Origin of the sequence: Formosa undariae (assembly GCF_042427615.1) — a bacterium.
GTDB lineage: Bacteria > Bacteroidota > Bacteroidia > Flavobacteriales > Flavobacteriaceae > Formosa > Formosa undariae.
Genome location: NZ_JBHMEZ010000012.1, coordinates 603911 through 616420, shown reverse-complemented (window position 1 = coordinate 616420; position 12510 = coordinate 603911). Strand labels below are relative to the sequence as shown.

Annotated in this window: 11 protein-coding genes; 9 read left to right on the top strand and 2 right to left on the bottom strand. The window is 33.6% G+C overall.

The window, feature by feature from the left end:
• The first annotated feature begins 4 nt into the window (after nt 1-4).
• The 9 genes from ACFFVB_RS13630 (at nt 5) to trxB (ending at nt 10162) form a co-directional block, all read left to right on the top strand.
• Entirely contained in the window at nt 5-1378 is a 1374-nt protein-coding gene (locus tag ACFFVB_RS13630; protein WP_382383563.1) for an FGGY-family carbohydrate kinase, read from the top strand.
• A 12-nt stretch (nt 1379-1390) separates the two neighbouring features.
• Complete coding sequence (locus ACFFVB_RS13625) at nt 1391-2680, top strand: class II aldolase/adducin family protein (protein ID WP_382383562.1); 1290 nt, start codon at nt 1391-1393, stop codon at nt 2678-2680.
• A gap of 204 nt (nt 2681-2884) precedes the next feature.
• Nucleotides 2885-4300 carry a purine-cytosine permease family protein gene (locus tag ACFFVB_RS13620; RefSeq protein ID WP_382383561.1) on the top strand — a complete coding sequence of 472 codons (1416 nt, stop codon included), beginning with the start codon at nt 2885-2887 and terminating at the stop codon, nt 4298-4300.
• A 268-nt stretch (nt 4301-4568) separates the two neighbouring features.
• Complete coding sequence (locus tag ACFFVB_RS13615; protein ID WP_382383559.1) at nt 4569-5543, top strand: Gfo/Idh/MocA family protein; 975 nt, start codon at nt 4569-4571, stop codon at nt 5541-5543.
• Between the two features lie 306 nt (nt 5544-5849).
• On the top strand, nt 5850-7661 hold the full coding sequence (locus tag ACFFVB_RS13610) for a hypothetical protein (protein ID WP_382383557.1): 1812 nt from the start codon (nt 5850-5852) through the stop codon (nt 7659-7661).
• Nucleotides 7662-8081: 420 nt separating this feature from the next.
• Nucleotides 8082-8441 (top strand): YtxH domain-containing protein, encoded by a 360-nt coding sequence (locus ACFFVB_RS13605; RefSeq protein ID WP_382383555.1) that lies wholly within the window; start codon nt 8082-8084, stop codon nt 8439-8441.
• A 3-nt stretch (nt 8442-8444) separates the two neighbouring features.
• Nucleotides 8445-8792, top strand: coding sequence for a fatty acid desaturase family protein (locus tag ACFFVB_RS13600; RefSeq protein WP_382383554.1), 348 nt, complete (start codon nt 8445-8447; stop codon nt 8790-8792).
• 3 nt (nt 8793-8795) lie between these two features.
• The gene (locus ACFFVB_RS13595; protein ID WP_382383552.1) at nt 8796-8999 is read left to right on the top strand and encodes a hypothetical protein; all 204 of its coding nucleotides are present in this window, start codon (nt 8796-8798) and stop codon (nt 8997-8999) included.
• A gap of 212 nt (nt 9000-9211) precedes the next feature.
• Nucleotides 9212-10162, top strand: coding sequence for a thioredoxin-disulfide reductase (gene trxB / locus ACFFVB_RS13590; RefSeq protein ID WP_382383550.1), 951 nt, complete (start codon nt 9212-9214; stop codon nt 10160-10162).
• A gap of 181 nt (nt 10163-10343) precedes the next feature.
• On the opposite strand, the gene ACFFVB_RS13585 is transcribed toward trxB, so the two are convergent.
• Together ACFFVB_RS13585 and ACFFVB_RS13580 are read right to left on the bottom strand one after the other, a co-directional pair.
• The gene (locus tag ACFFVB_RS13585; RefSeq protein WP_382383548.1) at nt 10344-12119 is read right to left on the bottom strand and encodes a PspC domain-containing protein; all 1776 of its coding nucleotides are present in this window, start codon (nt 12117-12119) and stop codon (nt 10344-10346) included.
• Nucleotides 12112-12456: a PadR family transcriptional regulator gene (locus ACFFVB_RS13580; protein ID WP_382383546.1), complete on the bottom strand. Its 345-nt coding sequence runs from the start codon at nt 12454-12456 to the stop codon at nt 12112-12114. The genes ACFFVB_RS13585 and ACFFVB_RS13580 overlap by 8 nt, the downstream gene beginning before the upstream one ends.
• Between the last annotated feature and the right edge of the window lie 54 nt (nt 12457-12510).

The window sequence follows — 12510 nt, the reverse complement described above, 5'->3', positions numbered from 1 at the left end:
GGTTATGAAACAAAATGTAACAGCTGTATTTGATATTGGAAAAACCAACAAGAAGTTTTTTCTGTTTAATGATGATTTTAAAGAAGTCTACAAAGAATATGCGCGTTTTGACGAAATAGAAGATGAAGATGGTCATCCGACAGAAAATCTAGAAGCACTTCAAAATTGGTTAAAATCGTTATTTAATCGCATTTTAGAAGCTGAAGAATTTAATATTAAAGCGATTAATTTTTCAACTTATGGCGCGAGTTTCGTGCATATCGATGAGAATGGAAATCCGTTAACACCTTTATATAATTACACAAAGCCATTAGATCAGGATATTATTGATTCTTTTTTTGAAACTCATGGTCCGAAAGACGCATTTTTAAAAACAACAGGTTGTACAGATTTAAGTATGCTTAATTCTGGATTACAGTTGTATTGGCTAAAAAAGAAGCAACCAGAGGTTTTTAAAAAAATAAAATATGCATTGCATTTACCTCAATATCTAAGTTACATTTTTACAGGTATCCCTTTAAGCGAATACACCAGTATTGGCTGTCATACAGGGCTTTGGAACTATCAAGAAAAAGATTATCACGAGTGGGTTTATAAGGAAGAACTACACAAAATATTACCTCCAATTGTATCGACTGAAACCAGTTTAAATATGAATTACAATGGGAAGCGTATTAAAATTGGAGTAGGGATTCATGACAGTTCTTCGGCGCTGTTGCCTTATGTGAGAAGCATCAACAAAAAATTTGTTTTAGTGTCTACAGGAACATGGAGCATTGTTTTTAATCCGTTTACAGAGCATCCTATCACAAAAGAATCCGATGGAACAGATGTAATAAATTACATGCGAATTAACGGAAAACCAGTTAAGGCCACACGACTTTTCTTAGGAAATGAATATAAATTACAAGTCGAAAAATTAGATGCTTTTTTTGAAGTGGATGATAATTTTCACCGTGCTGTAAAGTTTGATTACGATACGTATATAGAACTAAACAAAGACTTTAAACATCGGTTTAGATGGGGAAGTATAATAGACGAAACGATGCCTGATAAAACAGAAATCGTTTACGATACCTATGAAAAAGCATACCATCAATTAATGATGGAGCTCGTTCTTTTACAGGTAAAAAGTATAAATAAAGCAATTGGGACCGACGATGTAACTCGTATTTATGTAGATGGTGGTTTTACCGATAACGAGGTGTATATTAAGTTGCTGGCACATCACTTTAAGGGTAAAAAGTTAAGAACCACAAATGCATCAATGGGATCGGCTTTAGGTTCTGCAATATCCATTTCAGACAGTAAATTAAATTCAAAATTTCTCAAAAAAAATTATGCCTTAAAAAAGCATACCCCTTTTATAATAGGTTAAATATTAAAAAAAATGAACAAGAAAATCAAATTAATTCATCCTCGCGATCAAATAACCACAATTTTAAGTCGGATTTACAAACGAGGAATGACAACCACTTCTGGTGGAAATATATCCATTATGGACGAGAATGGCGATATCTGGGTAACGCCTTCTGCAGTAGATAAAGGGACTTTAATTGCGTCGGATATAATATGTGTACAGAAAGACGGTACCATTATCGGAAAACATAAACCGTCTTCAGAATTTCCTTTTCACAAAGCAATTTATGAGTCTAGACCAGATATAAAATCTGTAATTCATGCGCATCCACCTGCATTGGTGGCTTTTAGTATTGTTCGACAAATTCCGAATACAAATGTTATTTCTCAGGCAAAACATGTTTGCGGACCAATTGGTTATGCAGAATACGAACTGCCAGGAAGTGAAATGTTAGGCGGTGTTATTGGTGAAGAATTTAAAAAAGGATACAAAGCAATAATCATGGAGAATCACGGAACTGTTTTAGGCGGAAGTGATTTAACAGATGCTTTCGAGCGTTTTGAAGCTTTAGAGTTTTGCGCAAGCACTATTTTATATGGATCACAAATAGGAACTCCTAATTATTTAACAGATACTCAAATTGATGCATTCGAAGCTCAGGCCACTGCTGTGTTGCCAGAACAAGAGGTTGTTGCATATGCTTCCGATGAGGTTGAAAAACGATTGGAAATCAAAAAGATTGTAGAGCGCTCTTGCCAGCAAGGCTTAATGATTAGTTCTTACGGAACGGTATCTGCCCGTTGGAAAGGCAATGATTTTTTAATTACACCTACAGGAATTAACCGCTGGGATTTAGATCTTGATGATATTGTTCAGATAAAAGATGGTAAGCGCGAATCAGGGAAAAATCCTAGTCGTGCGTCATGGATTCATCAAGAAATTTATAAAAATAATCCTAAAATCAATTCTATTATCACAACGCAGTCTCCATATTTAATGGCGTTTGGTATTACTAGTACCTATTTAAATGTGCGTACTATCCCGGAGAGTTGGATCTTTTTACAAGATATAAGAACCATAAAGTACGGCGATCATTTTAAAGGAAACGATAATTCTGATTTGGTTAAAGCGTGTACAACGGCAATGATTATAGAAAATGATTCTGTAATTATTACAGGAGATAAATTACTTGAAACTTTCGATTATTTAGAGGTTGCCGAATTTAGTGCAAAATCTATAGTGTTGGGAAGTTCGCTTGGGAAAATGGTACCAATAAATGATGAACAAGTTGAAGACTTAAGAAAAAAGTTTTTAGCATAAAATAATAAAATCGCTTTTGAAGTCTAGTGTACTTCAAGAGTAGATTTTATAAGAAAAGCACAAGAGCGTAATCTAAATATTGGCTTAACGTGCGGTAGTATTAATTAATAGCATTGGATGACTAAGAATAAATTATAACCGAATTTATAGTCGTTCAAAATACCTGAAAACACACAAGAGTAAACAAACAAACTAACTAAAATAATGACACAATACAGTATTAACGAAGACGCTATTGCGGAGTCTTCTGGCGGCGAATTTGAAAGAGAGCCTGTCCCACAATCGAAACTTAAAAGTTGGAAATGTTTTATTGGCATGTATGCTGGCGAACATGCAGCTGGAACAGAATTTATGATTGGACCACTGTTTTTAACGGCAGGTGTAAGCGCGTTCGATTTAATAGTTGGTTTATTAATCGGAAACTTATTAGCCGTTTTAAGCTGGCGGTTTTTAACTGCAGAAATAGCTGTAAAAAACAGGTTGACGTTATATTTTCAGTTAGAAAAAATTTGTGGTAAGAAGTTAGTGACAGGTTATAATTTAGCGAACGGTATTCTCTTTTGCTTTTTAGCAGGAGCCATGATAACGGTTTCTGCAACGGCGGTCGGAATCCCTTTCGATATGCCTATGCCTAAGTTAACAGATACGATGCCTAATGGGGCGACGTGGATTATTATTGTGGTTCTTATCGGAGCAGTGATATCTATTATTGCGGCTCGTGGATATGAGACTGTGAGTAAAGCAGCAGATTGGATGTCTCCATTTATTGTATTGGCTTTTTTAGCTTGTGGAATCGTGGCTTTAAGTCAGTTGGGTGTTACTAGTTTTTCAGATTTTTGGAACATTTGGGGAGAAGGTAGTGATCCATTTCCTGGTCAGATTAAATTTACATTTTGGCATGTTGTAATCTGGTCATGGTTTGCTAATGGAGCAATGCATGTTGGAATGTCTGATTTATCTGTATTCCGTTTTGCAAAACGCGCACGCGTAGGCTGGGTTACCGCTGCAGGGATGTATGTTGGTCATTATATGGCGTGGATTGCAGCAGCATTATTATATGCAGTATATTTAAAATCGCCAGAAGCACAAGCGTTCTTAAGTCTTGGAGAAGCACCACCAGTTGCGCCAGGACCTATGGCACATAATGCTATTGGTGTGTTTGGAATTATTGCTGTAGTCTTAGCGGGTTGGACAACTGCAAACCCAACTATTTACAGAGCTGGATTGGCTTTTCAAGCAATTTTACCAAAATTATCTACGGCTAAAGTGACTATTCTGGCAGGATCGTTAGCAACAATTGCAGGTTTATTTCCCGCATTTGCAATGAAACTTTTAGATTTTGTAGCGCTTTACGGATTTATTTTAGCACCATTTGGAGCTGTTATAGTGTTCGAACATTTCTTTCATAAAAAAGCAGGTATCATTAAGAATTATGCAGAATCAGCTAAGCTTTCATTTAATAAATCTGTGTTTTGGGCTTGGGCGATAAGTTTTGGATTATTCTATTTTATATCTGTGCAATTCGATGTATTCTTATCTTTTGTAACCTTTCCAGCATGGATATTATGTGGGGTGCTATTTCTTGTATTTAGTAAACTTTTTCAGAAACAAGTACAGTAAGTTGAAATGTGTTTAAATCATTTTAATAATTGATTTTAATCACATTTTACCATTGAATTTATACAGCAGTACCGACTATAATTTTTATCGCTTAATATATGTTTAATTATTGATTTTAGTAAAAAAACCGTGCTCTACAATAAGCACGGTTTTTTGTTTTTTTTCATTTCGTAACGCTGGCTTCTCCTTTAATTTTGGTTGTGTGTGGTTTGATTTGAAAGTATTAAATTTGAAATGCAATAGATGTAAAACAAGTAAAGCGTTTAATATGGATAAGATTATTTGGGGAATTATTGGTTGTGGAGATGTCGCTGAAGTTAAAAGTGGACCAGCCTTTTATAAATTAGAACAATCGGAATTAAAATCTGTAATGCGAAGAGATCTATCTAAAGCTGAAGATTTCGCTAAGCGCCATACGATTAAACATTGGTACAATAATGCGTCTTCTATATTGGAAGATCCTGAAATAGACGCTGTTTATATTGCGACACCTCCTGCATCTCATTTACAATATACTTTAGATGCTATTAAGGCTGGAAAACACGTGTATTTAGAAAAACCAATGGCTTTAAACGCAGATGAGGCAGAACAGATTAAAACGGCTCTAAACGGGGCTAAAACTAAATTAACTGTGGCTCATTACAGACGTCATTTACCTGCATTTATGAAAGTGCGAGAGCTGTTAAATAATAACGAAATAGGAGAGGTGCTTTTTGCCGATATTCAGATATTGCAAGCACGAAAATCTCATTTAATAGCTAAGTCAGATAAGCCTTGGCGTTTGAATCCTAAAGTATCTGGTGGCGGATTATTTCATGATTTAGCGCCTCATCAATTGGATTTAATGTGTCTGTATTTTGGAGAATATAACAGCGCTAAAGGATTTTCAATTAGTAAAAATAAAAAAGAAGCCGACGAGATTGTTAATGGTATAATCGATTTTAAAAATGGAATTCAGTGTCGTGGTATTTGGAGTTTTAATGTCGCAGAAGCCGACCAAAAAGACGAATGTGTAATTTATGGCACCGAAGGCAGGATAATCTTTTCCTTTTTTGGAGAGGTTGTGACTTGTATTAAAAAAGGGGAGGAGCATATTTATAAATTTACAAATCCGAAACATGTGCAACAGCCAATGATTTCTGCTGTTAATAATTATTTTTTAGGAAAAGGAGAAAATCCGTGTGCAGCAGAAGATGCGTTAATAGTCACTAAAATTATGGATGCATTTACATCGAATTATTAGCGGAAATTTAAGTTTTAATATAGCGACTATGGCATGCCAAATGTATTATTAACACTAATCTAAACGTGGTTAAATAAATACGGTTTTGGTTTGCGAAATTACATTTTAAAAGGAAAATATATAACAAAAGACAGTCTGTAAAGGGTGTCTTTTTTAGGTTGTAAATGAGTGTATTTGATTAATTATCAATAAATTAATAGTTGTGTAGTTGTTTTTAAATATGATAAATGTCATGATTTATGCAAAAAAAATATCAGACTTTTGTCAATCTTTTTGCCTAGAAAAGAGTAACTAAAAACAATTAAAATGAAAAAATTACATTCCTTTCACATCCCCGTTATGGGAATTGGGTTTACCGCAGATACGCCACTTAAGGTGTCTCATTTAGGAATTGATTCCGCCATATCTTTAGTAGATGATATTTTACTTGAAAAGCTACGTAAAATGTACTGTAAGATGTTTGATTTGCCTTATAACGAAATAGATAACTCAGAACCAGACTATAGAGCAAAACGTATTACGTCTTATTTAGATATGATACATGAGGTTACCGAAGAGAAATTCAATCAACTTAAAGACCTTAATAAGTCGTGTACAGAAGAGTTAAAGCATTATTTGAATTTGCTACCTAGCACTTCAGAAATGAAAGCGCAGTTTGTAAACGCTATTTCTGGAACGATTAATTTAGATAAAGCCAAGAAATTCTTATCAGATAATCTAGTTAAAGGTAGTATAGATGTTAATATCATGACTAAAGTCGATAAAGACAACTATAAGGATAAAGTTAAATTACCAGTAGAGTATAACGATGCACATGCGGCTTTAAGAGGCTATGCAAATTCTAATTTAAGCTCGTCTTTAATTTTATCGGCAGGAATGAATCCGCATCTATTTAGTTATATAGAAAACTTTAAAGATTTTTATCCAGATGCTACAGGTTACATTAAAAAGAAAATCATTCTAAAAGTAAGCGATTACAGATCCGCTTTAATTCAAGGTAAGATCTTAGCGAAAAAAGGAATTTGGATTTCAGAATTTAGAATTGAATCTGGACTAAACTGTGGTGGACACGCATTTGCAACAAACGGATTACTAATGGGGCCCATATTAAATGAGTTTACAATAAATAGGCAAGTCCTAATAAACGAGCTTCATGAATTACTTACCAAAGCTTTAACTGCAAAATCGTATTGTGTTCCAGAAATGCCTTTACCTGTTAAAATTACCGCGCAAGGTGGTGTAGGAACAGCCGAAGAACATGAATTTTTATTAAGTAAATACAATTTAGATTCTATAGGTTGGGGAACACCATTTTTATTAGTTCCCGAAGCGACTACTGTAGATAATGAGACTCTAGATCAGTTGGTGAAAGCCAAGGAAGACGATCTGTATTTAAGTGATATTTCACCATTAGGTGTGCCTTTTAATAGTTTGAAAGGAAATACTAAAGACATAGAAAAGAGTAGAAACATTGATAAAAATAGACCAGGAAGTGCGTGCCCAAAAAAGTTTATCGCTTTAGATAAAGAATTTTCTGAAGAAGGTTTGTGTACTGCCTCTAGACAATATCAGCATTTAAAGATTAAGCAATTAGATGAACAAGGATTAGACGAATCTTTATATAATAAAGCATTAAATAAAATTACGGTAAAGTCATGTGCATGTGTAGGCTTAGGCACATCTGCTTTGTTAAAGTATAATTTGGATACAAAAACAGAAGGTAAAGGTGTTTCTGTTTGCCCAGGTCCGAACATGGCTTATTTTTCTAAAGTAATGAGTCTAAAAGAAATGACGGCTCACATTTATGGAGAAATTAAGAGTGTTGTTTCAGCACATCGCCCAAACATTTTTGTTAAAGAGCTTTCGATTTATGTAGATTATATTACTGAAAAGTTTAACGACTCTCCCGCTATAACTAATAAGAGAGAAGAAAAATACTTTATAACTTTTATTGAAAACTTAAAAGAAGGTGTGAAGTATTACGAAAATTTGTTAGAAGAGACTAAAGCATCTTTTGAGACAACTAAAAATACCATTTACGAAGGTTTAGAAATTGAATTAAATAGATTAAAAGCACTTAGAGCTAAAGTAGATGAAGCGATTTTAATGACCTCATAATTAAAATTTTCACGATTTAGATTGTAGAAAAAAGCCTTGCATTGCAGGGCTTTTTTTATGCGATCTATGGATTTAAATGAGCAATGCCATTCTTTTTACGGATGCAATCATTTCTAATATACATCAGTTTTTATAATAAGGGAATAAGAAAACGTACTTTGGATACCTCTGCTTATTAACGTTAAAAAAATATGCGATACTGTTAATTAGCTGTGGTAAATAGTGCTAGTTTTGGAGTGTCCTTAGTGTGATTTCGGGGCACAAACATCAAAAAAAAATAGAAATAATTTTTTAAGTTAAATATATATAGTTTAACTTAAAATTGTACAAGAGAATACTATAAAGATCTTAATATTTTGTAGATTTGATAGAGATTCAGTAGAAATTAAATAGTAGTTTAAACCATTAAAAAACAATATTATGAGTAAAAGTGGAAATACCGTATTAGGTCTTTTAGCAGGAACAGCTATAGGTGCATTATTTGGAATTCTTTATGCTCCAGACCAAGGAAGTAAAACGAGAAAGCGTTTGGCTGATGAAGCTTTGGCTACTCGTGATAAAATGAATAGCGAAGCTAAGGATTTAAAAGAGAAAATGAGTAGTAGTGCTCAAGATATAAGAAGTAAGGTTAATAGCTCTATGGCTTCTAGAGGGACTTTAGACGAGCAAATAGAATCTATTGTTACAGATGCTAGTCATAAAGCAGATGATGTTATTTCAAGTCTTGAAAAAAAATTAGCACATTTAAAAGAGCAGAATAAGAAATTTCAAAAATCATAATGTATGAGTGTTTTTGAATCCTTAAATGAGACTTCAAATAAAGCTAAAGATATTGGTGAGCGGTATGTAGATACTTCTCACCAGTATTTAAAGTTGAAAATATTTCAGCAATTAACTGGAGGGATGAGCCTTTTTGGTAAAATGTTGCTGATAGGTTCTTTTTTATTTATTGCTTTCATTTTCTTAGCAATTTCTGCAGCTATAGCCATTGGATATTGGTTAGAAAATTATGCATTAGGCGCTTTAATTATAGGAGGATTATTTTTATGCCTAGCCATTCTTGTCTATTTGTTCAGACATCGTATAGATCAGAAATTTATAGAAACCATGTCAGATTTATTCTTTGATTAATTTATGAAAACGGATTTTAAAAATTTTAAAGAAATTAAGACGGAGCTGAAGCGTTTAGATTTAGAACGCCAAATTGCTACAGAAGAATTTAAAGCTTTAAAAGGAGATATACAAAACGACTTAAGACCTTTGAACTGGGTGCAAACAGTAGTGGAGTACACAGGTAAAATTGGATCTTTAGTCCTTATGAAAAAAATGTTTAAGTAAATAAGCCTTCATTTTATGGTCTAAAAATACGATACAATATATTTACAAAAGCCTAATAGCGTAAGGATAACACTTCGCTATTAGGCTTTCTTGTCTGTTATATTCTTACAACTATCAAGAGAATCTATTATTTTATAATAACTTTTAATAACTTAAACTGTAAGGATTGCTTCAAAAATTCTACTTTTGTCCATATAAAAAGATAAGAAATTATGTCTGAAACTATTGAGAAAGTAAAGTGCCTTATAGTGGGGTCTGGTCCTGCAGGATATACTGCAGCTATTTATGCTGCCAGAGCTAATATGTCTCCTGTGTTATACCAAGGAATGCAACCTGGTGGTCAATTAACTACAACTAACGAAGTAGAAAATTTTCCTGGATACCCTGAAGGAATTACAGGTCCAGATATGATGATTCAATTACAAGAACAAGCAAAACGTTTTGGTACAGATATCCGTGATGGTTGGGTAACTAAAGTAGATTTCTCTGAAGAGGTGCATAAAATTTGGGTTAACGAAACTCAAGAAATTCATGCAGAAACAGTTATTATCTCTACAGGAGCTTCTGCTAAATATTTAGGTTTACCTTCAGAACAAAAATACCTTCAATTAGGAGGTGGTGTGTCGGCTTGTGCTGTTTGTGACGGATTCTTCTACAGAAATCAAGAAGTTGTTCTTGTTGGAGCTGGAGATTCTGCCTGCGAAGAAGCACATTATTTATCTAAGTTATGTAAAAAAGTAACGATGTTAGTAAGACGTGACGAGTTTAGAGCGTCTAAAATTATGGCTAATCGTGTTAAAAACACAGAAAATATAGAGATCCTTTTTAATTCTGAAACAGAAGAAGTTTTAGGAGACGGACAAGTGGTAACTGGGGTTATGGTTAAAAATAACCAAACAAATACACTTACAGAAGTGCCTGCAACAGGATTTTTTGTAGCTATTGGTCATAAACCAAATACCGACATTTTTAAAGACTTTTTGAAATTAGATGAAACGGGGTATATTATTAATACTCCAGGAAGTTCTAAAACAAATATCGATGGTGTATTTGTCTCAGGAGATGCTGCCGACCACGTATACAGACAAGCTATTACAGCTGCTGGAACAGGTTGTATGGCTGCCTTGGATGCAGAACGTTATTTAGCGTCTAAAGATGTTTAAATAGAAGCATATTTAAAATGATGTATTATAAAAACACCCGAACTTATTTAAGTTCGGGTGTTTTGTTTTTTAACTTGATGTTTAACAAAAAATATCAAGTATTACTGTGGTGATAAACGTGATTAAGGTTTCCATGGTGGTTGGTTGTTTTTGATTGATGTTATAATGATTTCTGAGTATACTAGTCTGATGTTATATTGATGCCGTCTTCACCGATATCTACATTAACATCGTTGCTTTTTGCTTTTACGCCTTCGCTGCCAATCTGGATGTCTACATTATCATTCTTAATCTTAACACCCTGACTGTTTATTTTTAAAGAGCCATTTTCATTATTAATATTTAAGTCAATCACTTTGTCATCATCATCATCATCATTCTTATCGCGATCATTAAAGCAATCTGTACACTCAAGATCATCATGCAATACTTTCATAATATGATTTGTTTTACCATATTTCATAATATTATAAGGCGGGCTATAATGATTAAAAAAGGTAAGTGTATTTCTATTAAAATCGGCATGGGTGCCTTCAGGGATAAATAATATAATTTTCACCTTTTGTTCTCTGTATTTATTTTCAAAATCCGTTAACAAATAGCTGTTTAGTGATAACTCCTTATTTGCTAAATCGTAGCTGTAGAAAATATTTTCTGCACGCGTTTCTGCATCTAAATAATCTTGACCTTTAGATATCTTTTCTATATGAATGGATCCGATACTATCTTTAGTAGATCGTACCATAATACTAATATCTCTTGTGAAGATTACTTTTTCATCATTATCATTATATACAATTTGAAAATCAGTACTTTTTCTATTAGAACGATTAAACTTGGTATTAGTTACCATTTTAATACGCAATGTATCTTGTTTATGTATAGGTAAAGTATTTTCCTGAGTAACTGCAGTATGCAACGCTTGGTTTGAAGCTTGTTTGACTCCAAACATAATCACTCCTATTATTGAAATTAACCAAACACCTAAAAGTGTGAATTTTGCCACTTTACCAATAGAATTCAGGTTGTTAATCAGAATTTTCAATCCTAAATATAGTAGAAAAAATAATGGAATCCCAATAGCGAAAAATACCAATAATGAACCTAACCAAATAGGTAACCCCGTTGTGTTTAATGCATCTGGATAATCCATCCACCAGGGATGAAAAAATGAAGAGGTCCCTAAAGATATCAAGCTAATTAGTAATCCTAAAATAGTAACGGCTCCAAAAATGATTAATATAATACCTATAAACTTGGCAAATAACCTTAGAATAAACATAATAATATCTCCGATGGTATCAAAAAAAGACTTAGATGTAGATTTTACTTTACTGCCATATTTCTCATAATCTACACTTTTAACGGTGTCTGAAACATCTTCAAAACCTTTTTTTATTTTTTTTTCGATGTTGCTAATGTTAACAGGTTCGCCTGTCATGGTTAGCTTTTCGGCTGTAGTTGTAGCTTCTGGAACTAAAATCCAAAATAGAATGTAGATGCTAATAAAAGCTCCAAAGGATACAAATGTAAAAAGTACCCATATTAGTCGTACCCAAACAGCATCGATCCCTAAATAGTGAGATAATCCTGACGCGACACCTCCAATATACGAGTTGCTTGTGTCTCTATATAATTTTTTGTTTGGCTTAAAACGAGTCTGAGGTTGTGGCTCATCTTCAAAAATTTCGTCATCCACAAGGTAATCTTCAGGTTGCCCCATAATTGAAATCACGTCTTCGACCTCTTTAGAGCTTATAACTTGTTTATCGTGAGTTACGCGTTCATGAAACAGTTCGGCAATACGCGCTTCAATATCTGCAAGAATTTCAGAACGGCCTTGAGAATCTGTAAACGAGCGTTTTATAGCTTCAAGATAGCGTTGTAATTTTAGGTAAGCATCTTCATCGATATGAAAAAATGTACCGGCTAAATTTATGTTGACTGTCTTATTCATTGGTGTTATTTTTTTGGCTGGTTACTAGGTTTACTGCGTTTTGTAGTTCACTCCAAGTGGTGTTTAATTCACTAAGAAAAAGCTTTCCGGTTTCTGTTAATCCGTAATATTTACGTGGTGGTCCGGAAGTCGATTCTTCCCAACGGTAGCTAAGAAGTCCTGCGTTTTTAAGCCGTGTTAGCAGCGGGTAAATGGTGCCTTCTACAACTAACATCTTCGCGTCTTTTAAAGTCTGTAGAATTTCTGCAACATAAGCATCATCATCTTTCAATACAGATAAGATGCAATATTCCAAAACACCTTTGCGCATTTGAGCTTTTGTGTTTTCTATTTTCATCTGTTTGTATATTTAAAGGTGTTTGTTAGATACTTAGATTGACTACTTGTATGC

What these genes read in the sequence shown, in the direction of transcription:
- ACFFVB_RS13625 (WP_382383562.1), top strand. Translation starts at nt 1,391, where the DNA reads ATGAACAAGAAAATCAAATTAATTCATCCTCGCGATCAAATAACCACA.
- ACFFVB_RS13600 (WP_382383554.1), top strand. Translation starts at nt 8,445, where the DNA reads ATGAGTGTTTTTGAATCCTTAAATGAGACTTCAAATAAAGCTAAAGAT.
- ACFFVB_RS13630 (WP_382383563.1), top strand. Translation starts at nt 5, where the DNA reads ATGAAACAAAATGTAACAGCTGTATTTGATATTGGAAAAACCAACAAG.
- ACFFVB_RS13585 (WP_382383548.1), bottom strand. Translation starts at nt 12,119, where the DNA reads ATGAATAAGACAGTCAACATAAATTTAGCCGGTACATTTTTTCATATC.
- ACFFVB_RS13620 (WP_382383561.1), top strand. Translation starts at nt 2,885, where the DNA reads ATGACACAATACAGTATTAACGAAGACGCTATTGCGGAGTCTTCTGGC.
- trxB (WP_382383550.1), top strand. Translation starts at nt 9,212, where the DNA reads ATGTCTGAAACTATTGAGAAAGTAAAGTGCCTTATAGTGGGGTCTGGT.
- ACFFVB_RS13595 (WP_382383552.1), top strand. Translation starts at nt 8,796, where the DNA reads ATGAAAACGGATTTTAAAAATTTTAAAGAAATTAAGACGGAGCTGAAG.
- ACFFVB_RS13610 (WP_382383557.1), top strand. Translation starts at nt 5,850, where the DNA reads ATGAAAAAATTACATTCCTTTCACATCCCCGTTATGGGAATTGGGTTT.
- ACFFVB_RS13580 (WP_382383546.1), bottom strand. Translation starts at nt 12,456, where the DNA reads ATGAAAATAGAAAACACAAAAGCTCAAATGCGCAAAGGTGTTTTGGAA.
- ACFFVB_RS13615 (WP_382383559.1), top strand. Translation starts at nt 4,569, where the DNA reads ATGGATAAGATTATTTGGGGAATTATTGGTTGTGGAGATGTCGCTGAA.
- ACFFVB_RS13605 (WP_382383555.1), top strand. Translation starts at nt 8,082, where the DNA reads ATGAGTAAAAGTGGAAATACCGTATTAGGTCTTTTAGCAGGAACAGCT.